This window comes from Variovorax sp. PAMC26660 (assembly GCF_014302995.1).
GTDB lineage: Bacteria > Pseudomonadota > Gammaproteobacteria > Burkholderiales > Burkholderiaceae_C > Variovorax.
Window position 1 is genome coordinate 3313252 of record NZ_CP060295.1, and the last position, 20591, is coordinate 3333842.

The following is a 20591-nucleotide window of genomic DNA, read 5'->3' on the forward strand; positions in this document are numbered from 1 at the left end:
GGTGTTCGCCTTCAGCGGGGCGTGGGTCGGTCGAGGAACAGCAGGCGCACGGCCAGCCCCAGCATCACGACCGCGAGCAGGCGGCTCTGGAGCTTCGCGGCACCCGGACGGCGTTCCAGCCAGCGGCCGACCTGGCCGCTGCAGGCACCGAGCAGCGTGTTGAACGCCAACGCGGCCATCGACAGCACCACGCCAAGCTGCACCAGTTGCAGCGGCACGCTGCCGCGCGACGGATCGACGAACTGCGGCAGGAAGACCATGAAGAACAGCAGCGCCTTCGGATTGACGAGGTTGTTCAGCAATGCCATGCGCACGATGCGGCCGAAGCCGGCGGACTGTGCCTGCGCGCCCACGCGAAGCGCGTTGCCGCTTCGCAGCGCCTGCACCGCGAGCCAGACCAGGTACAGCGCACCCGCATAGCGCAGCAGGTCGAACGAGGGCGGCCATGCGGCGATCAGCGCGGTCACGCCCGTGGCGGCGAACAGCGTGTGCACCAGGTCGGCGGCCGTGATGCCGATGGCCGCCGCGAAGCCGCCGCGCGGGCCGTGGGCCACGCCATGCGACATCACGAAGGCCATGTTCGGGCCGGGCGAGAGAAACAGCGCCAGCACCGCGAGCAGGAAAAGCGACAGGGTTGCGAGTCCGATCATGAAAGAGGTCCTGGTCTGTCGTTAAGCCGCCCCGGCCGGAGCGGCCGGTTGCTGCAGTGGTTGGAGGTTGCCGGTGGTGCTCAGGTCTGCGCGGTTGCGAGTTGCTTGCCGCCCAGCAGCGCGAGTTCTTCGCGCAGCGTCAGCGCCAGCGCGGCGATGGCCACGTCGATCTCTTCGACGCTGGCCGTCACGAAGGACAGGCGCAGCGTGCGCGGATCGCCCTGGCCGGCGTAGAACGGCGCGCCGGGCACGAAGGCCACGTTGCGCTCGACGGCCTTGGGCAGCAGCGTCACGGTGTCGATGCCCTCGGGCAGGCGTGCCCACAGGAACATGCCGCCCTTGGGTGCGTTGAACTTCACGTCCAGGCCGGCCATCTCGCGCTTGAGCGCGGCGATCATCGCGTCGCGCTGGCGCTTGTAGAGCGCGCGGATGGTGGGCACGTGGCGGTCGAGGAAGTTGTCCTTCATCACGGCCGACACCATGCGCTGCGTGAAGATCGGCGTGTGCAGGTCGACGGCCTGCTTGGCTTGCAGCAGCTTGGGGTAGATGGCCTTCGGCGCCACCAGGAAGCCCAGGCGCAGGCCGGGGGCCAGCACCTTCGAGAACGAACCGAGGTAGATGCAGCCTTCGGGGTTGCGCGCGGTCAGCGGCAGCGGCGGGGCTTCGTCGAACCAGAGTTCACCATAAGGGTTGTCTTCGACGATCGGCAGGTTGGCTGCTGCGGCGGCGGCCGACACGGCGGCGCGGCGCTCCTCGGTCATGGTGCGGCCGGTGGGGTTCTGGAAGTTGGGCAGCAGGTAGACGAAGCGCGCGTCCTTGGCCTTGGCCACGAGGTCTTCGACGATCACGCCTTCGTCGTCGCTCGCCACGCCCACGGGGTTCGGCTCCATCGGGCCGAAGGCCTGCAGCGCGCCCAGGTAGGTGGGCGTTTCGACCAGCACCTTGCTGCCCGGATCGATCAGCACCTTGGCCACGAGGTCGAGGCCTTGCTGCGAACCGGTGGTGATCAGCACCTGCGAGGCGTCGACGTCCCACGGCAGCATGTCGGCCACGGCCTGGCGCAGCGGCGCATAGCCTTCGCTGGCGGCGTATTGCAGGGCGGCCTGGCCGTCGTTGTGCAGCACTTCGGCGCAGGCATCGGCGAAGGCCTGGATCGGGAAGGTCTTGGGCGAGGGCAGGCCGCCGGCCAGGCTGATGATGCCGGGGCGCTCGGTGACCTTGAGGATTTCACGCAGCACCGAGGGATTCATCTTGGCGGCGCGAGCGGCGAGTTTCCAGTTCATGGTTTTCTTCTTTCAGGCGATGAGGTGAGATACAGGAATTCGGATCGGGGCAAACCGGATAGTTTCAGTCAGTCTGGCCGGAGGTCGCCACGGTACACAACATGGATTTTGTTGCCGTCCGGGTCGCGCAGGTAGGCGCCGTAATAGCCCTGGCCGTAGCGTGGGCGTGGGCCGGGTGCGCCTTCGTCGCGTCCGCCGTGGCGCAGGGCCGCCTCGTGGGCGGCGTCAACGGCATGCGGCGCCGGCGCGCCGAACGCGACCATGCTGCCGTTGCCGACGCTGGCGGGTTCGCCGTCCAGCGGGATGTACACATAAAAGCGCGGCAGCGTCTGCTCCGGCATGACCCAGCAGGCGGCCTCGGAGCCGCCGTCGGGCGTGACGGCGCGGCGCTTCAGGCCGAGCGGGGTGAGCAGCGCGTCGTAGAAGGCGGCGGCGCGGGCAAGGTCGGTGCAGCCGACGGTGATGTGGCTGAACATCAGCTTCTCCCTTGCCCGACAACACCGGCACGCGGCGCGGCGGCCGATGCAGGCACGGCCTGCGGCTGCGACAGCTTCTTGCCGATGAGCACCGTGCCCACCACGGCGATGGCAAAGCCCAGCGTGACCACGTCGAGCGGTTCGCCCAGCAGCGGGATCGACGCGAGGATCGAGAGAAAAGGTTGCAGCAGTTGCGTCTGGCTTACGCGCAGCGCGCCGCCGAGCGCCAGTCCGCGATACCAGGCGAAGAAGCCGATCCACATCGAGAACATGCCGACGTAGACGAAGCCGACCCAGGCCGAGGGGGCGATCGGCTGTTGCGGCCACATCGCCAGCGTGGCCGGCAGCGTGACGGGCAGCGCCATCACGCAGACCCAGCAGATCACGCGTTCGGCGCCCAGCGACGGCGTGACCTGCGCGCCGTAGATGTAGCCGACGGACGCGGCGACCACCGCGCCGACCAGCAGCAGGTCGGCCCACTCGAAGCCGAAACCGTGCCCGCTCTGGCTCGCACGCAGCACCGAGAACACCACGACCAGCAGGCTGCCCGCAATGGCGCAGAGCCAGAAGCCCAGCCGTGCGCGCTGGTGCAGCACCCAGGCCGCGACAGCAGCCGTGACCAGCGGCAGCAGCGCCGTCACCACCGCCGCATGGCTGGCCGTGACCACGCGCAGCGCGTAGCCCAGCAGCAGCGGATAGCCGACCACATTGCCCAGCACTGCCATGCCCAGCGGCTTCCATTGGTGCGAGGCCGGCCGCGGCGAGCGCGTGACCAGCAGGAAGATGGCCGACAGCACGCCCGCCAGCGCCGCGCGCCCCAGCGTGACGAACCATGGCGACAACTGCGGCGCGGCCTGCGTGCCGGTGGCCAGCCGCGTCATCGGCAGCGTGATGGCGAACAGCGCGACGCCGATCACCCCGAGCCACATGCCCAGCGTTTCGTCCTTGATGTTGAGTTTGTTGCTCATACGCCCAGCATCCACCAGGCCGTGAGCACCAGCACGGCGGCCATTGCGCGGTTGAACCACAGCAGCCGCGTGCCCTTGGCCAGCCATTCGCGCAACAGCGCGCCGACCAGCGCATAGGTGAAGTTGCTGACGAAGGCATAGAACAGCATCACCGGCGCCACGATGGCAAAGCGGCCCAGCGCATCGGGCTGCCCCGCGATCCAGCCGGCCACCAGCGTGAGCGCGAGCAGCCAAGCCTTGATGTTGACGAACTGCAGCATCACGCCCTGGCCGAAGCCGACACTGAGGTTGGCGCCGTCGGCGCGGCCCAGCGTGGCGCTGCCGCTGAGCTTGTAGGCCAGCCACAGCAGGTAGCCGATGCCCAGGGCCTTGATGGCCAGGCGCAGCGGCGGCACCGCCACCACCAGCGCGCCGAGTCCGGCGGCGCACAACACCAGCAGCAGCGTCCAGCCGACGGGCACCGCGACCACGAAGCGCATCGCGCGCGGCAGGCCGCCGTTGGCCGCGAGGGCGGTGGAGAGCGTGGTGTTGGGACCGGGCGAAAAACTCATCGCCGTGGCCAGCACCAGCAGCGCGGTGAATTCTTGCCAGTTCATGACACACACTCTAAACTTGAGACCATTACAGTTCCGATACAGATGATCAAACAATCAAGGTCTCTGTATTGGTCATTCTTTCGGCACAGCGACTTTTCTCACCCGACAGCATGCTGACACGCACCTCCACACAGTCGCTCACGGGGCAGTTGGCCGACCGGCTGGCCGAGCGCATCCGCACCCGCCTGCTGCCGCCCGGCGCCCGCCTGCCGTCGGTGCGCGAATGCGCGCGGCAGCAGGGCGTGAGCCCGTACACCGTGGTCGCGGCCTATGACCAGTTGCTGGCGCAGGGGCTGGTCGAGGCCCGCCGGCAGCGCGGCTTCTATGTGCGGGACTCGGCCCCCGTCCAGGACCAGCGCGCGCCGGCGAATGCCGCGCCCCTGGCCAAGCCGATGATGGCCTCGCGCGTGCCGGCCGACGCAAGCTCGCTGATCCGCAGCATGTTCCACCGACCGAGCGACAAGCCGCAGCCGGGCATGGGCCTGTTTCCGCCGGACTGGATGACGTCGACCTTCATGCCCACGGCCGTGCGGCGCATGACCAGTACAGCCGCGCTGCAGGAGCTGTCGCTGCAGTACGGCGAACCGGCCGGCGACATGGGCCTGCGCCGCAGCCTGTCGCAGAAGCTGGTGGGCATCAACGTGCCGGCCTCGCCCGACCAGATCATCACCACCATCGGCGCCACGCATGCGCTGGACGTCGTGAGCCGCACGCTGCTGCGGGCCGGCGATCCGGTGATGGTCGAGGAGCCGGGCTGGGCGCTCGAATTTGCGCGGCTCGAAGCGCTGGGCATGCGCATCCTGCCGGTGCCGCGCCGCGCCGACGGGCCCGACCTGGAGGTGATGGCGCAGTACTGCAAGCTGCACAGCCCCAAGCTGTTCGTGAGCGTGAGCGTGCTGCACAACCCGACCGGCTACAGCCTGACGCCGGGCAGCGCGCACCGCGTGCTGAAGCTGGCCAACGAATACGACTTTCACATCGTCGAGGACGACACCTACAGCCACCTCGCGCCCGAGCACGCCACGCGGCTGAGCGCGCTCGACGGGCTGCAGCGCACCATCTACGTCAGCGGCTTTGCGAAGATCCTGGCGCCCAACTGGCGGATCGGTTTTCTGGCGGCGCCGCCCGCGCTGAAGGAGCGGATGCTGGAAACCAAGCTGCTGGCCACGCTGACCTCGCCCACGCTGTTCGAGCGGGCGCTGTCGTGGTGCATCGACCAGGGGCAATTGCGCAGGCATTCGGAGCGGGTGCGCATCCGACTCGACGGCGCGCGGGCGCGCACGGTGAAGCTGGCGATGTCGCACGGCTGCACCTTCGCGTCGGAGCCGGCCGGGCTGTTCGGCTGGGTCGATACGGGTGTCGATACGGACGCGATGACTCAGCGCATGCTCGACGAGGGCTACCTGCTGGCGCCGGGCTCGCTGTTCCATGCGCGGCGCCCGCCCAGCACCATGATGCGGATCAACTTCGCGACATCGCAGGACGCCACTTTCTGGAAAGTTTTCAGCAAGGTCCGCAGCGAGCTTTGAGGGGTAGCGGGCGGGTAAAGGCCCATTTCAGGCCGGGCCAAAGGCCGAAGGCTTGGAGTAAGCTGGCAACACAAGAAAACCCACCCGGAGACCTCCTGCATGAGCAACGCCAGCCCACCCTTTGCCTTCAGTCAATTCGTCCCCGGATTCGACTTCTTGAAGAACCTCGCCGGGGGCGCCGCTGCGGGTGCCGGCGCCGGCGCGGTGCCCGGGATTCCAAGCCTCGCGAGCTGGGTTGCGCCCACGCTGAGCGTGGAAGAGGTCGACAAGCGCATCCAGGAACTCAAGACCGTCCAGTACTGGCTCGAACAGAACGGCCATGCGCTCAAGGCCACGATCCAGGCGCTCGAAGTGCAGAAGATGACGCTGTCGACGCTGCGCGGCATGAACGTGCGGATGGAAGACATCGCCAGCGCGTTCACCAAGCAGGCGGCTGCAATGGCGCCGGCACCTGCGGCTGCTGCGGCAACACCTGAGCCTGAACCGGCCGAAGTCGAGGACGACGCCGAGCCTGAAGAAGCACCGTCGCCGAAGAAGCCGCGCAGCAAGCCGGCCTCGGCCAAGGCTGGCGCCGCCGCCGATGGCGTGGTCGATCCGATGCAGTGGTGGGGCTCGCTCACCGAACAGTTCCAGCAGATCGCCAGCTCGGCGCTGCAAGATGCGGCCCAGCTCAAGGTGCCAGCCATGGCCCAGCCGCTGGCCGATGTGGTCGGCAAGGTGATGGGCAAGCCGGCAGCGGCCGCCCGCAAGCCTGCCGCTGCCGCGAAGAAGACGGCGGCACCCGCCGCCAAAAAAAAGACGTCGACCGCCGCGCGCAAGCGAACCGCCAGCCGGCGCTGACGTCATACACATACTTTTTTTGAAGAGAACGGGTCGGCACGCATCATGAAGTTGTTTCCCTCTGGTCATGCCACCCATCCGCAATGGCGCATGGCGGCCGGCCTTGTGCTGGCCCAGTTGCGCGCACAGATGGCATTGCCTGACTACGCGTCCTCGCCGACGCTCGGGCTGCTCTACATCACCGACCACTATGCGAGCGAGGCGCAGGAAATCCTCGACCACCTGAGCGCCGAGCTGCCCGAAGTGACCGACTGGTCGGGCACGGTCGGCATCGGCGTGTCGGCCAACAACGCCGAGTACTTCGACGAGCCCGGCATGAGCCTGATGCTCTGCGCCTTGCCGAGCGACCAGTACCGCGTGTTCTCGGGCGTGGCGCCGCTGGGCAACTCAGAAATGAGCGGCTTCGAGGCGCACACCGCGCTCGTGCATGCCGACCCGGCCACGCCTGACCTGTCGGAACTGATCGCCGAGATGGCGGGCCGCACCGACACCGGCTACCTGTTCGGCGGACTCTCGTCGGGCCGAGGCAGCGCGCTGCAGTTCGCGGTCGGCGGCAACGGCAATATCCGCGGCCATGGCGCGGCGGGTGGTGTTTTTTCGGGCGGCCTCTCGGGCGTGGTGTTCGGCGAGGACGTGCGGCTGGTGTCGCGCGTCACGCAGGGCTGCCAGCCGCTGCGCTCAGGCGCCGTGCGCGAGCGCGAGATCACCGAGGCCGACGGCAACCTGCTGCTCAAGCTCGATGGCGAGCCTGCGCTCGACGTGCTGCTGGCCGATCTGCAGGTGTCACTCGACCGTCCACAGGAAGCCATCGACGCGGTGCGCAGCACGCTGGTCGGCCTGGCCGACGCGGGCAGCGACGGCATCCGCCGTACGGGCGACCTGGGCGCCGACGTGCTGGTGCGCCACATCATCGGCCTTGACCCGACGCGGCGCGGCATCGCGATTGCCGACAACGCCGAAGCGGGTATGCGCCTGACCTTCTGCCGCCGCAATGCGCAGGCCGCGCGCGCCGACCTGATGCGCATCTGCGCGGAAATCCGCGAGGAGCTGGAACCGGAAGAGCAGACGCTGGCCACCGCACGCGCCGTCGCGGCGGGCGAGGCGGAGGCCGCACCGCATCCGGCGCGGCGCATTGCGGGGGCGGTGTACGTGAGCTGCTCCGGGCGCGGCGGCCCGCATTTCGGCGCGCCGGGTGCCGAACTGCAGATCGTGCGCCACGCGCTGGGCGACGTGCCGTTGGTCGGCTTCTTCGCTGCAGGCGAGATCGCCCGGCACCATCTGTATGGGTACACGGGCGTGCTGACGGTGTTCACCAGCAACGACTGAGCGAGCGAAGAACGACGCGCTCAGGCTGGCTGCAGTGCGCGCGGCGCGGGCGCCGGCATGCCCGTGAACGCGAAATCGACTTCCGGCGCGAGCCCGCTCACGATCCGCGCGATCGACTTGCCCGAGCCGCAGGCATGCGTCCAGCCGAGCGTGCCGTGGCCGGTGTTCAGGTACAGGTTCGGCAGCTTGGTCTTGCCGATCAGCGGCACGTTGCTCGGTGTGGCGGGGCGCAGGCCGGTCCAGAACTGCGCCTGCGTGGTGTCGCCGGCGCCGGGGAAGAGCTCTTCGACGCGCCGCACGATGGCTTCGCAGCGCACGCGGTTCAGGTCGCGGTCGTAGCCGTTGAGTTCGGCCGTGCCGGCGATGCGCAGGCGGTCGCCCGATTCGGAGGTGTAGCGCGAGAACACGAGCTTGAATTCGTCATCTGTCAGCGAGACCTGGTGGGCCTTCGAGGCATCCTTCACCGGCAGCGTCACCGAGTAGCCCTTGGCCGGGTAGATCGGCAGGCGGATGCCGAGAGGCGCGGCATACAGGGGACTCAGCGAACCCATCGCGAGCACGAAGGCGTCGCCGCGGATGCGCTGGAAACGGCCTTCGGCGTCGGTGGCTTCGACGTGGTCGATGCTGCCGCCGGCTTCACGCAGGGCGGTCACCGTGTGGCTCATCAGGAACTTGACGCCGGCCGCAGCGGCCAGGCCCACGAGTTCGCGCGCGAAGCGGTTGGCATCGCCCGATTCGTCCTCGGCCGTGTAGGTGGCGCCTGCCAGTTGCGGGCGGATGTGGGCGAGGGCGGGCTCGAGCTTCACGGCTTCGTCGGCGGAGATCACGAGGCGCTCGCAGCCCAGGGCGCGCATCTGCTCGGCGGGCTTGAGGGCGCCGTCGAATTCCTTCTGCGTCGTATAGAAATGCAGGATGCCCTGGGTGCGCTGGTCGTAGTTCAGGCCGGTGTCGTGGCGTAACTGCTGCAACGTGTCGCGGCTGTAGGTGCCCAGACGGACGATCTGCTCGATGTTGTGCCGGGTGCGCGCTGGCGTGCATTCGCGCAGGAACTGCAGGCCCCAGAGCCACTGGCGCATGTCGGCGCGGATGCGAAACAGCAGCGGGGCGTCTTCCTTGCCCAGCCATTGCAGCACCTTGAGCGGGGCACTCGGGTTGGCCCAGGGTTCGGCATGGCTGACCGAGATCTGCCCGCCGTTGGCGAAGCTGGTTTCGGCGGCGGGCGTGGCCTGCCGGTCGATGACGGTCACTTCGTGGCCGAGTTGCTGGAGGTAGTAAGCCGAAGTCACGCCGAGCAGGCCGGCGCCAAGAACGATCACGCGCATTTCAAGTACCTTTGAGGTTGTAGCGCTTGAATGGCGGGCGTGGTGTGCTATTTAATCAATAGCAAGCAACCGGACGACCGCCGTCCAAGTTGCCGCTCCCCCTGTCCTCGGTACCTGAGAGATTCACCCTGCTGCACCCGCAGCGGGTTTGCTCCTTCGGTGCACCACGTGGCGTGGTGGCTCTCCAGACGGCATTTCAGTTGGTGCAGTACAGATCCCTTGTTCGGACCGACCTGAGCGTTTATGGGAGTTTGCGCCTTCGGTAGGGCCACCGGGGTGGCCCGCTCTCCTGCAGTGGGGCGATTGTAGGCGGGGCTTGCGCCAGCGCCAAACCTGCGGCTTGGGCCCCTCTGGCCGATGGGATAATCGCCTGTTGGTTTGTCGAAGGGCAAATCGTTTCACAACAACAGGGGACCCCATGATCCTGGTTACCGGCGGCGCTGGCTTCATCGGCGCCAATTTCGTACTCGACTGGATCGCGAACAGCGACGAGCCGGTCGTGAACCTCGACAAACTGACCTACGCGGGCAATCTGGAAACGCTCGCGTCGCTCAAGGGCAACCCGAATCACATCTTCGCGCAGGGCGACATCGGCGACAGCGCGCTGCTCGACCGCCTGCTGGCCGAGCACAAGCCGCGCGCCGTGGTGAATTTCGCCGCCGAATCGCACGTCGACCGCTCGATCCACGGCCCGGAAGACTTCGTCCAGACCAACGTGCTGGGCACCTTCCGCCTGCTCGAATCCGTGCGCGGTTTCTGGAGTGCGCTGCCGGCCGACCAGAAGGCGGCCTTCCGCTTCCTGCACGTCTCCACCGACGAGGTCTACGGCTCGCTCTCCAAGACCGACCCGGCCTTCACCGAGGAACACAAGTACGAGCCCAACAGCCCGTACTCGGCCAGCAAGGCCGCCAGCGACCACCTCGTGCGCGCCTGGCACCACACCTACGGCCTGCCGGTGCTGACCACCAACTGCTCGAACAACTACGGGCCGTTCCACTTTCCCGAGAAGCTGATCCCGCTGATGATCGTCAACGCGCTGGCCGGCAAGCCGCTGCCCGTGTACGGCGACGGCATGCAGGTGCGCGACTGGCTCTACGTGAAGGATCACTGCAGCGCCATCCGTCGGGTGCTCGAAGCTGGCAAGCTGGGTGAAACCTACAACGTCGGCGGCTGGAACGAGAAGCCGAACATCGAGATCGTCAATACCGTGTGTGCGCTGCTCGACGAACTGCGCCCCAAGGCGGATGGCAAGCCGTACAAGGAGCAGATCACCTACGTCACCGACCGCCCGGGGCACGACCGCCGCTACGCCATCGATGCGCGCAAGATCGAGCGCGAACTCGGCTGGAAGCCCGCAGACACCTTCGACACCGGCATTCGCAAGACCGTCGAGTGGTATCTCGCGAACGGCGAATGGGTGCGCAATGTGCAAAGCGGCGCGTACCGTGAATGGGTGGAGAAGCAATACGACGCGAAGGCTGCTGCATGAAGTTGTTGTTGCTGGGCAAGGGTGGGCAGGTCGGTTGGGAGCTGCAGCGCAGCCTGGCGCCATTGGGTGAATTGGTCGCGCTTGATTTCGACAGCACAGATTTCAATGCCGACTTCAGCTGTCCCGAGCAACTGGCCGAGACGGTGCTCAAGGTGCGTCCTGACGTGGTCGTCAATGCAGCAGCGCATACCGCTGTCGACAAGGCCGAGAGCGAGCCCGACTTTGCGCGCAAGCTGAATGCCACGTCACCGGGCGTGGTGGCCGAGGCCGCACAGCAGATCGGTGCGCTGATGGTTCACTACTCCACCGACTACGTTTTCGATGGCAGCGGCAGCAAGCCCTGGAAGGAAGACGATGCGACCGGTCCGCTCAGCGTGTATGGACAGACCAAGCTCGAAGGCGAGCAATTGGTGGCTGCGCACTGCGCCAGGCATCTGATCTTTCGCACCAGTTGGGTTTACGCCGCGCGCGGCGGCAACTTTGCCAAGACCATGCTGCGGCTCGCCAAGGAACGTGACCGGTTGACCGTCATCGACGACCAGTTCGGCGCGCCCACCGGGGCAGAGCTGCTGGCCGACGTGACGGCGCACGCCATTCGCTCCACGCTGCAGGACCCGGCCAAGGCAGGCCTCTATCACGCGATCGCGGGTGGCGAGACATCGTGGTACGGCTATGCGAGATTCGTGCTTGAGATGGCGCAGCAGGCCGGTGTCGAACTCAAGGCCGGGCCGCAGGCCGTCGAAGCCGTACCCACCAGCGCGTTTCCGACGCCCGCTACGCGGCCGCACAACTCGCGCCTCGACACCACCAAGCTGCAGACCACCTTCGGGCTGCGCCTGCCGCCTTGGCAGGAAGGCGTTGCGCGCATGCTGCGCGAGACGCTCTGAGATTCACACGAGAAGAAACGCATGACCACAACTCAACGCAAAGGCATCATCCTGGCCGGTGGCTCGGGCACTCGCCTGCACCCCGCGACATTGGCGCTCAGCAAGCAGCTGCTGCCGGTGTACGACAAGCCGATGATCTACTACCCGCTCAGTACGTTGATGCTGGGCGGCATGCGCGACATTCTGATCATCAGCACGCCGCAGGACACGCCGCGGTTTCAGCAGTTGCTGGGGGACGGAAGCCAGTGGGGCATCAACCTGCAGTACGCGGTGCAGCCGAGTCCGGACGGGCTGGCGCAAGCGTTCATCATCGGCGACAAGTTCGTGGGCAATTCGCCTAGCGCACTGGTGCTGGGCGACAACATTTTCTACGGTCATGATTTCGTTCATCTGCTCGCCGATGCGGATGCAAAGACGTCGGGGGCAACCGTGTTCGCCTATCACGTGCAGGACCCGGAGCGCTATGGCGTGGTCGCGTTCGATGCCAAGGGCAAGGCCAGCAGCATCGAAGAAAAACCGCTGAAGCCCAAGAGCAGCTATGCGGTGACGGGGCTGTACTTCTACGACAACCAGGTGGTCGACATCGCCAAGGCTGTGAAGCCCAGTGCGCGCGGCGAGCTGGAGATCACGGCGGTCAACCAGGAGTACCTTGATCGCGATCAACTGAACGTGCAGATCATGCAGCGCGGCTATGCGTGGCTCGACACCGGCACGCACGACAGCCTGCTCGAGGCGGGGCAGTTCATTGCCACGTTGGAACATCGGCAGGGGCTCAAGATTGCATGTCCCGAAGAAATTTCGTGGCGCAATGGCTTCATCACCACTGAGCAGCTCGAGGCGCTCGCAGCCCCTCTCGAAAAGAGCGGTTACGGCAAATACCTCAAGCACCTGCTGAACGACAAGGTGCGGTCATGAAGGTAACGCCCACCGCTATTCCTGACGTGCTGGTGATCGAACCTAAGGTGTTCGGCGACGCACGCGGCTTCTTCTTCGAGAGCTTCAACCAGAAGGCTTTCGACGACGCCGTCGGCAAGCATGTCGAATTTGTCCAGGACAACCATTCGCGCTCTGTGAAGGGGGTTTTGCGGGGGCTGCATTATCAGATTCAGCAGCCGCAGGGGAAGCTGGTGCGTGTGGTGCGTGGCGCGGTGCTCGATGTGGTTGTGGACATTCGGCGCAAGTCGCCAACCTTCGGGCAATGGGTGTCACAGGAACTGAGCGAAGAAAACCACAAGCAGTTCTGGGTGCCCAAGGGCTTCGCACACGGTTTTCTCGTGCTGAGCGACACCGCTGATTTTCTGTACAAGACGACAGACTATTACTCGCCGGCCAACGAGCGTTGCATTGCCTGGGATGACCCGGAGATCGCCATTGTCTGGCCCGATCTCAAAACAGATTTCGTGCTGTCTGCCAAGGATCAGTCCGGCAAGCGGCTGGCCGACGCTGAAGTATTTGAATGACGCTGCGCGCGGCGCGGCGCCTCGGCGCTTTTCGGGCGCATTCTCCCGCAATTTCCCTCGCCAAATGTGGTTGCAAGCTGCAGCTCACACGCAACGAGCAGGTTCCTGATGAAGGCGAAAGTGAACGACGCGCCTTCTCGTATTTTTCTAAGCGCTGCCAATGACATTCAGATGGACCACTGTTCTTGCCCTGCTCCTCGTAGGCGCTGTGGCAACGGTGACGGGTTTGCAGCAACTGAGCTGGCATTCGATCGCGGCTCTCCGATGGGATGCGCTGCAGCCCTACGCCGTGGTGTTGGCGGGCGGCATGTTCTTCGTCGAGATTTGTTCGCGCTGGCTCGGCATCCATCGCATTGCGGCTGGCGGGATCGCGGCGGCCGCCATCGCATTGATCACGGGCACGGCGGGTGCCTTGCTCGTCGTGATATGGATTGCGCTCGCAAGCCATGTCGTGGGCTCGACGGTCCTGACGATGTGGAGCAAACGCAACGACAACCCTTCGCCCCTGATCGCGGTGTTGGTGGGGGCGGTCATCTATGGAGCCCTGATCGGCTTGGCCGCGCACCGGCCGATTAACTATCCCGGCGTGTATGCCGTGGCCCTGGCATTGCCCGTTATCTTTGGCTGGCGGCAGGTTCGTGTGACGTTGCTGTCGATGAAGGCCTTCGCCCGCAGCAAGTCGACGTCCTGGCTGGACCTGCTGATCGTCGGGGTGGCTCTGCTTCACTTCGTCGTGGGGTTGATGCCGGAAACTGGTCACGATGCCCTCGCGTCGCATCTGTTCATTCCCGCGCACCTGGCGGCGCGCCACGCCTGGGGCTTCGACGTCAGTCTGTACGCATGGGCAGTGATGCCGATGATGGGCGATTGGCTGTTCTCCCTTGGGTACATGTTGGCGGGCGAGGAGGGGGCGCGTCTTGTCAATGTCGGTTTTGTCCTGGCGACCTGCTGTCTCGTGCGCGAACTCGTGCTGTGGGCCGGTGGCAGCCGAATCGGCGCGAAGTGGGGCGCGCTGCTGCTGCTCACCACGCCGCTGACGCTGCTCGAAAGCAGCAGCCTGTACATCGAATCCGTCTGGGCCGCCTTCGCGGTCGCAGGCTCGCTGTCGCTTTTCAGGGCGCTGCAGCGAGACGACCAACGTCCCGTCGACATTCGCTCGGCCGCGATCCTGCTCGGCGGCGCGCTGGCTGCGAAGGCAATCACGCTGGCGATCCTGCCCGGGCTCTTCATCGTGTTCCTGGTGCGCTTCCGCGTGTGGGCCACAAAGGCTTCGGCGGGGCGCTTCGCGCGTGCTCTGGGGTTTTTTGCGCTGGTGGGCTGCATTCCATACCTTACTGCGTGGGTGCTCACCAAGAATCCGCTCTTCCCTTATTTCAACGAAATCTTCCGTTCAAAGCTCTGGCCTCTCGCCAACTTCCAGGACTCGCGCTGGACCAAGGGGTTCAAGTGGGACACGCTCTACCAGGCGACCTTTCATACGGAAACCTTCCTGGAAAGTTGGCCTGGCGCGAGCGGCTTCCAGTGGCTGCTGCTTTTGCTCCCCGCAGTCGTGCTGGTGGCCCGCAAGGGAAAGCAGCGTGCGCTGGCAATTCTCTTTGTAGGCGCCATGTCCGCGGTGGTGACGTTCCAGTCCATCGCCTACCTTCGCTACATTTTTCCGGCCTTCGTGTTGATGGCTGCCTTGATCGCCGTCGCGTTTTCGCAGCAGGAAAACGCCACGCCGATGGGCAAGAGGGCGCTCTGGATCGCCGCCTCGGTCGTAATTCTGCTGAACCTTGTTTTCCTGAAATCAGCGACCCACTACGGTGACATCGTCGCGAAGCCGTTGCTCAGTTCGACCGGCAGAGAGGCGTTCCTGCGCGAGCGGCTGCCCATCCGCAGCGCGGTCGATGTGGTGAACAAGCTCAATCTTGACGACGCGCCTGTCGCAGTGTTTTCCTCGCCGCTGGGTGCCGGCCTTCATGCCGATGCCCTGTACCCTAGTTGGTATAACTTGGATTTCGAGCAGGCCGTGAGTAGTGCTGATTCGACCGGTGCCATGGGAAAGGCGCTGGTGCGTGCGGGCGGAGACTACCTCATTCTGGACAGCGGCTGGGGCACGCCCGAGCAAAGAAAGCTGGTTGAGGATGCGAGCGAGCCTGTGGCTGCGTTCGTCCCGATTGCCGTGCGGCGTGTCAAGGATCAATATCGGTTCGCGCAAGAGTTGCTGCGCAACCCTGAGTTCGCCGCCAACGATGGCTGGCATCTGTCTCCCGACATGCCGGACAGGAGAGCGGGCCGCATCTCGGTCAACGTGACGGCCGTTGCGACGCAACAGGTCTCCGTTGTCGCCGGACGGCTGTACAAGAACAGCGTGAAGAGCGTTTGCGACACGCAACCGACCCAGGGGCGCCTGCAGGTGAACTGGATGGATGCCAAGGGCAGATTCATCGCAACGAACATTCAAGTCTTTGAATGCACCGCCGAGACAACGGCCCATTCCATGGAAATCAGGGCTCCCCGAAAGGCAGCTACCGCCGTCGTCTACGCATCGGGCCAGACAGCTATCCCCGTCACCTTCAGTGAAGTATCTTTCAAACAATGACCTCCAATAGCTACGAAACGCAGATGTCGAGCGCCCGGATCGCGGTCGTGATCCCGTCCTACAAGGTGACGCGGCACATTGCGCCGCTGATTGCTTCGATCCCGTCGTACGTATGGAAAATCTATGTGGTGGACGATGCCTGCCCCGATCAGTCAGGCAATTTCGTGAAGGCGAATTGCACCGATCCTCGGATCACCATCGTTTTCCACGAGGTCAATCAGGGCGTTGGCGGTGCGGTGATGACCGGCTACCGAGCTGCCATCAAGGACGGGGCCCAGATCATCGTGAAGATTGACGGCGACGGCCAGATGGATCCGGCGCTCATTCCCAATTTCGTGGACCCCATTCTCTCGGGTGAGGCTGACTACACCAAAGGTAACCGCTTTTTTGACCTGGAAAAGGTCCGCGCCATGCCCAAGGTTCGCCTGATCGGTAATGCGGTTTTGTCGCTGATGACGAAACTCTCGTCAGGCTATTGGGATTTGTTCGATCCGACGAATGGCTACACGGCTATTCATGCACGCGTGGCGGAACACCTGCCCATGGAAAAGCTGAGCCGCCGTTATTTCTTCGAAACCGATGTGCTTTTTCGGCTCAACACCTTGCGCGCGGTGGTCATGGATGTGCCGATGGAGGCTCAATACGGCGATGAGGTCAGTAATTTGAAAATATCGAAGATCGTGACTGAATTTCTTTTCAAGCACGCCAGAAATTTCATGAAGCGAATTGGCTACAATTACTATCTGCGCGACATGTCGCTGGGTTCGCTGGAGTTGCCGGTTGGGCTCCTTCTTTTTTTTGGAGGGGGAACCTTTGGAATTTATCATTGGATCAATTCCATGCGCGCTGGCGTTGAAACATCTTCAGGTACTGTGATGCTTGCGGCGCTTCCCATTCTTATGGGAATTCAATTGATCCTTTCATTTTTTGGGCAAGACATCGCTGCTGTTCCGCGCACGCCTCTGCACAAGAAAATTTCCCGGCGAACCTTGTGATCGATTCGCCGACCTCTATTTACTCAAGCAACGAACGAAGCGGTCAAATGATTAATGTCATGCTGACATTGCTATTTGCAATGATCATGGGAGCGGGCCAGTTGGTGCTGTCTCAAGCATCGAAAGAGGTGTTTGCCCTTGGAGGGCTGTCGATCAATGGACTGCTCACGAGCAAGTGGCTGTGGCTCGGGATATTCATTTATGGATTTGCAATGATATTCTGGGTTTATATCCTGTCACGGTTCGATGTGAAATACGCTTATCCAATTTCGTCGACGGCTATTTTCTTCACTGCAATTTTCCAGGCGGTCATTCAACGTAACATGCCCAGCGGTAGCTATTGGCTTGGCTTGGCGCTCGTCGTTGCTGGTCTTGTTGTTCTTTCGATCGGCAAGAAGGTCTGAGCGCGAAACGCCGCAATTCCCTATGAACAAGATTTGCCTGGAGGCATTGAACGAAGACGGACTCGACGAGCAGATCGCCGTCGGGGCGGCGGTGTACTCGACCCCCGAAGTCACCGATCGCGAGCACTTTCGCTGGAAGCACCTGGGCAATCCGACTGGCGTCTCCACGAGCATCAGCGCCCGGAACGTGCAAGGTGAATTGGTGGGGCGTTCGTTTTTGCAGCCGCGACGCGTGTCGCTGGGTGTCACCGATTCTTGTGCCGGAGCCACTGTGACCGACCTCGTGGTGAAGCCCGAAGAGCGAAATGCAGCCACCATGATCTCGATGACTCGCGCAGTGCGTGCGCCTGAAGGCATTGACGTGGTGTTTCATACCTCGAACGAGGTCAGCGACATCTTCTATCGCAAACTGTTCAAGTTTCCGGTGGCGTTTTCCTTGCAAGCTGCTGGCCTGCCGATTGGCGTTGCCGGTGCGATCGGGCGTTTTGTCTCGAACCGTGCATTCGTCTCGTTCGGTAATTTCCTGGCGTCACCTTGGCGGCTGCTGATTCGCGCGGTGTCGGGCGTTTGTGCGTGGGGCACGCGACTGGCATTCGGGCCGGTACCGCAAGCGACCGCAAGGACCGAAATATTTCGACGCTTCCGGGACTATGCGGGTCCGCACCTTGAGCGCGACGATTCATTCGTCGAATGGCGGTTTTCAAAAGGCACCTTGTTCCGCGGGGACGTGAAGTGGCTCTGGAAGAAGCAAGAGTGTCTCGGCTATCTGGCGTTCAAGCAGGTTGAATTGGCCGGACTGAAAATCATGGTCATCATGGACTCGGTGTTGTCGCGGCCTCTGTCGGGCGGAGAATCGGCGCATCTGAAGCTGATGGCGGCACGTGTGGCGGCCGATGCCGGTTGCGATGCGGTGTTCACCATTGCGAACATCCAGAATCCGGCCTTGAAGTGGATGAGCGGTTTTCCGTTCATCGCCATCCCCGACCGCCATCTGCCCCATCCAACACCGATATTCGTTCATGCCGCCGAGGGCAAGCGCGGCGCGATGGGGCGCCCGGATCTGTTCTTTTCGCTGGCAGACCTGGACTATTTTTAAACTGGAAGGAAGATCATGAGTGACTTGGCAAAACAGATCGTCGACGAGGCGATCCTCGAAGTGAACGCGGACCAGGATGCCGACGCACAGATCGCGAACGAACCCAACACCGCACTGCTGAGCGAAGGCAGCAACGTCGACTCGCTCGCGCTCGTGCGCTTGCTGCTCGCCGTGGAGCGGTTGATTGAAGAGAAGACGGGCAAGGCCATCACGGTGGTGGACGACACTGCCTTCGAGACCGAGCAAAGCCCGTTCGCGACTGTCGGCACGCTGCTGCAGCACGTGACCCATCTGCTGGCTTGAGCATGCAGGAAGGCCGCATTCTGATCACGGGCGCCAGCAGAGGACTGGGCCGTGGCTTGGTCGAGCGGCTCCTCGCAGCCGGTGTGATCGTGTCAGGCTGCTCGCGGCAAGCCTCCGATCTCGAGCATCCGAATTACACGCACTTCATTGTCGACATCGGTGACGAGTCGAGCGTCGTTTCGATGTTCAAGGAAATCGCAGCACTCAAGATGCCGTTGACGCTGCTGATCAACAACGCGGGTGTTTCGCAGGCCAGCCTTGGCATCCTGACGCGGGCCGCCAATGCCGAAGACATCATCCGCACGAACCTGCTCGGGACCTTTTTTGTGTCCCGGGAAGCGCTCAAACTGATGCAGCGTCAAAAGTACGGTCGCATCGTGAACTTCTCATCCATCAACATCCCGTTGGGCAGTGCCGGCAGCTCCCTCTACAACGCCAGCAAGGCAGGGGTCGAGGCCTTCTCGAATGTGCTGGCCAGGGAATGCGGCAACGCCGACATCACGATCAACACGCTGGGTCTGTCGCTCGTGAACAACTCCGGCATGCTCGAGGCACTTGGCGAGAAGGCGGTGTCCGCCAAGCAGTCGAACATGCTGAAACCGAAGGTCCTCGAGGTGGACGAGATCCTGCATGCGGTGAATTTCTTTGCTTCCCCTTTGGCGCGAAATATGACGTGCCAGACCATCTATTTCGGGGGGCTCTGATGACCGCCAGCACAAGCCACAGCAGCAACAGCATCACTCGCACCAGGAACGTCTCGACCTTTACCAACGGGAAGTGGCGGCAGAACTGCTACGTGGTCGGCAATACAGATCGAAAGGCGCTCATCATCGATCCAGGCAGCGACGCCGAAGGTCTCATGGCGCTCATTGAAGAGCTGGGCCTGGCACCGGTGGCCATCGTCAATACGCATGCCCACTACGACCATATCGGTGCGGTGGCCGCACTGCAGGAAAAATTCGGCATTCCGTTCTATTTGCACGGCGATGACGCCAAGCTGATGAAGCAGGCGAACATCTACAAGATCCTGTTCGAGAGCAAGACCAGCATCAAGGTGCCGGAGTTCGACCGCAATCTTGCCGATCTGAATGGCGATGAATTGCTGCTCGATGGTTTCGTCGTGCGTGTCGTCGGCACGCCGGGCCACACGCCCGGAAGCACCTGCCTGATCATCGACAACAACCTGTTCAGCGGCGACACGCTGTTGCCAGGAGGCCCCGGCAGAACTGATCTGCCCGGAGGCGACAAGAAGAAACTCGCGCAAACGCTGGAAAGCCTGCGCCAACTCGATGCCGGTTATCTCGTGCATCCGGGCCATGGCAAGCCTTTCACACTTGGCGAGTTCTGGAGCAAATTCGATGACAAATAACACCGTCGCCGGCATCGAGGGTATCGGCTACAGCCTCGGCGCCCTCACTGTCACCAATGCTCAACTGCAGGCCGAGAACCCGCACTGGGACATGTCCAAAACCGTCGAGAGAACCGGTGTTTCCTCAAGGCCGATTGCGGCCGAAGGAGAAACTGCGCTCGACCTCGCGATTCAAGCGACGGCCGATGTTCTCCAGCGTCTGCAGATCACCGCGGAAGACATTGACGCCCTGGTCTTCTGCACGCAGACGCCCGACCATGTGTTGCCGCCGAATTCGGTACTGCTGCATGGCAGGCTTGGCATGCTGCCTTCGGTCATGGCATTCGACATCACGCATGCCTGCTCGGGTTTTGTCTACGGGCTGGGCATTGCGCGCAGCCTCGTGATGAGCGGCACTGCGCGTCGCGTGCTGGTCGTGACCGCAGATACCTATTCGCGCCTCGTGCATCCGCTGGACCGGTCGATCCGGCCATTGTTTGGAGATGGGGCTGCGGCGACGGTTGTTTCCGCTCAGCAGCCAAGGTTGCGGGTAGTCGATGCGAGCTTCGGCACGTCTGGAAAGAACGCCGAGCGGTTCATCGTGAAGAACGGTGGTGCCCGCCATGCATCGGCCGTCGGCAGCACATCCGTCGAACCCGACCGCAGCGGCCGCATCTACAGCGACGACCACATCCGCATGGACGGTATCGGCCTGTTGAGCTTCTTCAACAACGCCGTGCCGACGGCCGTGCGTGAAATGCTCGACAAGCACGAACTCGCCGTGTCCGACGTGTCGTTGTTCGTTTTTCACCAGGCCAGTCGCCTGGCGCTTGACGGTATCTCGCGCGCACTGCAGATACCCGAGCAGAAGATGATCTTCGATATGGAAGACACCGGAAATCTCGTTTCCGCTTCCATTCCCGTGGTGCTGGCCAAGCTCATCGACAAAGGTGTGGTAACCGAAGGCCAGACCATTGTTCTATGCGGCTTCGGTGTGGGCTTGTCCTGGGCCACCGTTCTCATCAAAGTTTGAAG

21 protein-coding genes and 2 riboswitches are annotated in these 20591 nt (G+C 63.7%); of the genes, 15 read left to right on the plus strand and 6 right to left on the minus strand.

Annotated features, from left to right (window positions below; genetic code table 11):
• Positions 1–11: 11 nt before the first annotated feature.
• The 5 genes from H7F35_RS15785 to H7F35_RS15805 all read right to left on the minus strand — a co-directional run bounded on the left by H7F35_RS15785 (position 12) and on the right by H7F35_RS15805 (position 3973).
• Complete coding sequence (locus H7F35_RS15785) at positions 12–650, minus strand: LysE family translocator (RefSeq protein ID WP_187113755.1); 639 nt, start codon at positions 648–650, stop codon at positions 12–14.
• A gap of 80 nt (positions 651–730) precedes the next feature.
• Positions 731–1933, minus strand: coding sequence for a PLP-dependent aminotransferase family protein (locus H7F35_RS15790; protein WP_187113756.1), 1203 nt, complete (start codon positions 1931–1933; stop codon positions 731–733).
• 68 nt (positions 1934–2001) lie between these two features.
• Positions 2002–2409: a VOC family protein gene (locus H7F35_RS15795; protein WP_187113757.1), complete on the minus strand. Its 408-nt coding sequence runs from the start codon at positions 2407–2409 to the stop codon at positions 2002–2004.
• The gene (locus H7F35_RS15800) at positions 2409–3377 is read right to left on the minus strand and encodes a DMT family transporter (protein ID WP_187113758.1); all 969 of its coding nucleotides are present in this window, start codon (positions 3375–3377) and stop codon (positions 2409–2411) included. The genes H7F35_RS15795 and H7F35_RS15800 overlap by 1 nt, the downstream gene beginning before the upstream one ends.
• Positions 3374–3973, minus strand: coding sequence for a LysE family translocator (locus H7F35_RS15805; RefSeq protein ID WP_187113759.1), 600 nt, complete (start codon positions 3971–3973; stop codon positions 3374–3376). The genes H7F35_RS15800 and H7F35_RS15805 overlap by 4 nt, the downstream gene beginning before the upstream one ends.
• Positions 3974–4083: 110 nt before the next feature.
• On the opposite strand from H7F35_RS15805, the gene H7F35_RS15810 reads away from it, so the two are divergent.
• The 3 genes from H7F35_RS15810 to H7F35_RS15820 all read left to right on the plus strand — a co-directional run bounded on the left by H7F35_RS15810 (position 4084) and on the right by H7F35_RS15820 (position 7668).
• Complete coding sequence (locus H7F35_RS15810; RefSeq protein ID WP_187113760.1) at positions 4084–5502, plus strand: PLP-dependent aminotransferase family protein; 1419 nt, start codon at positions 4084–4086, stop codon at positions 5500–5502.
• Positions 5503–5601: 99 nt separating this feature from the next.
• Positions 5602–6342: a PhaM family polyhydroxyalkanoate granule multifunctional regulatory protein gene (locus H7F35_RS15815; protein WP_187113761.1), complete on the plus strand. Its 741-nt coding sequence runs from the start codon at positions 5602–5604 to the stop codon at positions 6340–6342.
• A gap of 45 nt (positions 6343–6387) precedes the next feature.
• Entirely contained in the window at positions 6388–7668 is a 1281-nt protein-coding gene (locus tag H7F35_RS15820; RefSeq protein ID WP_187113762.1) for an FIST C-terminal domain-containing protein, read from the plus strand.
• A 20-nt stretch (positions 7669–7688) separates the two neighbouring features.
• Here the strand turns inward: H7F35_RS15820 and H7F35_RS15825 are convergent, their stop codons facing one another.
• Positions 7689–8990: a D-amino acid dehydrogenase gene (locus H7F35_RS15825; protein ID WP_187113763.1), complete on the minus strand. Its 1302-nt coding sequence runs from the start codon at positions 8988–8990 to the stop codon at positions 7689–7691.
• Between the two features lie 91 nt (positions 8991–9081).
• Positions 9082–9188: riboswitch (glycine riboswitch) on the minus strand.
• 3 nt (positions 9189–9191) lie between these two features.
• Positions 9192–9292: riboswitch (glycine riboswitch) on the minus strand.
• Between the two features lie 116 nt (positions 9293–9408).
• Between H7F35_RS15825 and rfbB the strand changes: the two genes are divergently transcribed.
• From rfbB to H7F35_RS15885, 12 genes are all read left to right on the plus strand, one after another.
• Positions 9409–10479: a dTDP-glucose 4,6-dehydratase gene (rfbB, locus tag H7F35_RS15830; protein WP_187113764.1), complete on the plus strand. Its 1071-nt coding sequence runs from the start codon at positions 9409–9411 to the stop codon at positions 10477–10479.
• The gene (gene rfbD, locus H7F35_RS15835; RefSeq protein ID WP_187113765.1) at positions 10476–11366 is read left to right on the plus strand and encodes a dTDP-4-dehydrorhamnose reductase; all 891 of its coding nucleotides are present in this window, start codon (positions 10476–10478) and stop codon (positions 11364–11366) included. Before rfbB ends, rfbD begins: the two co-directional genes overlap by 4 nt.
• Positions 11367–11387: 21 nt before the next feature.
• Positions 11388–12281 (plus strand): glucose-1-phosphate thymidylyltransferase RfbA, encoded by an 894-nt coding sequence (gene rfbA / locus H7F35_RS15840; protein WP_187113766.1) that lies wholly within the window; start codon positions 11388–11390, stop codon positions 12279–12281.
• Positions 12278–12826: a dTDP-4-dehydrorhamnose 3,5-epimerase gene (rfbC, locus tag H7F35_RS15845; protein ID WP_187113767.1), complete on the plus strand. Its 549-nt coding sequence runs from the start codon at positions 12278–12280 to the stop codon at positions 12824–12826. The genes rfbA and rfbC overlap by 4 nt, the downstream gene beginning before the upstream one ends.
• A gap of 160 nt (positions 12827–12986) precedes the next feature.
• A complete protein-coding gene (locus H7F35_RS15850; RefSeq protein WP_187113768.1) occupies positions 12987–15410 on the plus strand; it encodes a glycosyl transferase in 2424 nt (807 codons plus the stop codon).
• Positions 15407–16405: a glycosyltransferase gene (locus H7F35_RS15855; RefSeq protein ID WP_261803644.1), complete on the plus strand. Its 999-nt coding sequence runs from the start codon at positions 15407–15409 to the stop codon at positions 16403–16405. Before H7F35_RS15850 ends, H7F35_RS15855 begins: the two co-directional genes overlap by 4 nt.
• Positions 16406–16464: 59 nt before the next feature.
• The gene (locus tag H7F35_RS15860) at positions 16465–16809 is read left to right on the plus strand and encodes a hypothetical protein (RefSeq protein WP_187113769.1); all 345 of its coding nucleotides are present in this window, start codon (positions 16465–16467) and stop codon (positions 16807–16809) included.
• 22 nt (positions 16810–16831) lie between these two features.
• Positions 16832–17905 (plus strand): hypothetical protein, encoded by a 1074-nt coding sequence (locus H7F35_RS15865; RefSeq protein ID WP_187113770.1) that lies wholly within the window; start codon positions 16832–16834, stop codon positions 17903–17905.
• Between the two features lie 15 nt (positions 17906–17920).
• Positions 17921–18208, plus strand: coding sequence for a hypothetical protein (locus H7F35_RS15870; protein WP_187113771.1), 288 nt, complete (start codon positions 17921–17923; stop codon positions 18206–18208).
• A gap of 2 nt (positions 18209–18210) precedes the next feature.
• Entirely contained in the window at positions 18211–18912 is a 702-nt protein-coding gene (locus H7F35_RS15875) for an SDR family NAD(P)-dependent oxidoreductase (RefSeq protein ID WP_261803688.1), read from the plus strand.
• On the plus strand, positions 18912–19577 hold the full coding sequence (locus H7F35_RS15880) for an MBL fold metallo-hydrolase (RefSeq protein WP_187113773.1): 666 nt from the start codon (positions 18912–18914) through the stop codon (positions 19575–19577). The genes H7F35_RS15875 and H7F35_RS15880 overlap by 1 nt, the downstream gene beginning before the upstream one ends.
• The gene (locus H7F35_RS15885; protein WP_187113774.1) at positions 19567–20589 is read left to right on the plus strand and encodes a 3-oxoacyl-ACP synthase III family protein; all 1023 of its coding nucleotides are present in this window, start codon (positions 19567–19569) and stop codon (positions 20587–20589) included. Before H7F35_RS15880 ends, H7F35_RS15885 begins: the two co-directional genes overlap by 11 nt.
• The last annotated feature ends 2 nt before the right edge of the window (positions 20590–20591 follow it).

Coding starts and splice junctions, on each gene's coding strand:
- H7F35_RS15850 (WP_187113768.1), top strand. CDS start 12,987: ATGACATTCAGATGGACCACTGTTCTTGCCCTGCTCCTCGTAGGCGCT.
- H7F35_RS15865 (WP_187113770.1), top strand. CDS start 16,832: ATGAACAAGATTTGCCTGGAGGCATTGAACGAAGACGGACTCGACGAG.
- H7F35_RS15825 (WP_187113763.1), bottom strand. CDS start 8,990: ATGCGCGTGATCGTTCTTGGCGCCGGCCTGCTCGGCGTGACTTCGGCT.
- H7F35_RS15885 (WP_187113774.1), top strand. CDS start 19,567: ATGACAAATAACACCGTCGCCGGCATCGAGGGTATCGGCTACAGCCTC.
- H7F35_RS15855 (WP_261803644.1), top strand. CDS start 15,407: ATGACCTCCAATAGCTACGAAACGCAGATGTCGAGCGCCCGGATCGCG.
- rfbD (WP_187113765.1), top strand. CDS start 10,476: ATGAAGTTGTTGTTGCTGGGCAAGGGTGGGCAGGTCGGTTGGGAGCTG.
- H7F35_RS15790 (WP_187113756.1), bottom strand. CDS start 1,933: ATGAACTGGAAACTCGCCGCTCGCGCCGCCAAGATGAATCCCTCGGTG.
- rfbA (WP_187113766.1), top strand. CDS start 11,388: ATGACCACAACTCAACGCAAAGGCATCATCCTGGCCGGTGGCTCGGGC.
- H7F35_RS15880 (WP_187113773.1), top strand. CDS start 18,912: ATGACCGCCAGCACAAGCCACAGCAGCAACAGCATCACTCGCACCAGG.
- rfbB (WP_187113764.1), top strand. CDS start 9,409: ATGATCCTGGTTACCGGCGGCGCTGGCTTCATCGGCGCCAATTTCGTA.
- H7F35_RS15815 (WP_187113761.1), top strand. CDS start 5,602: ATGAGCAACGCCAGCCCACCCTTTGCCTTCAGTCAATTCGTCCCCGGA.
- H7F35_RS15875 (WP_261803688.1), top strand. CDS start 18,211: ATGCAGGAAGGCCGCATTCTGATCACGGGCGCCAGCAGAGGACTGGGC.
- H7F35_RS15870 (WP_187113771.1), top strand. CDS start 17,921: ATGAGTGACTTGGCAAAACAGATCGTCGACGAGGCGATCCTCGAAGTG.
- H7F35_RS15860 (WP_187113769.1), top strand. CDS start 16,465: ATGCTGACATTGCTATTTGCAATGATCATGGGAGCGGGCCAGTTGGTG.
- H7F35_RS15805 (WP_187113759.1), bottom strand. CDS start 3,973: ATGAACTGGCAAGAATTCACCGCGCTGCTGGTGCTGGCCACGGCGATG.
- H7F35_RS15810 (WP_187113760.1), top strand. CDS start 4,084: ATGCTGACACGCACCTCCACACAGTCGCTCACGGGGCAGTTGGCCGAC.
- H7F35_RS15820 (WP_187113762.1), top strand. CDS start 6,388: ATGAAGTTGTTTCCCTCTGGTCATGCCACCCATCCGCAATGGCGCATG.
- H7F35_RS15785 (WP_187113755.1), bottom strand. CDS start 650: ATGATCGGACTCGCAACCCTGTCGCTTTTCCTGCTCGCGGTGCTGGCG.
- rfbC (WP_187113767.1), top strand. CDS start 12,278: ATGAAGGTAACGCCCACCGCTATTCCTGACGTGCTGGTGATCGAACCT.
- H7F35_RS15795 (WP_187113757.1), bottom strand. CDS start 2,409: ATGTTCAGCCACATCACCGTCGGCTGCACCGACCTTGCCCGCGCCGCC.
- H7F35_RS15800 (WP_187113758.1), bottom strand. CDS start 3,377: ATGAGCAACAAACTCAACATCAAGGACGAAACGCTGGGCATGTGGCTC.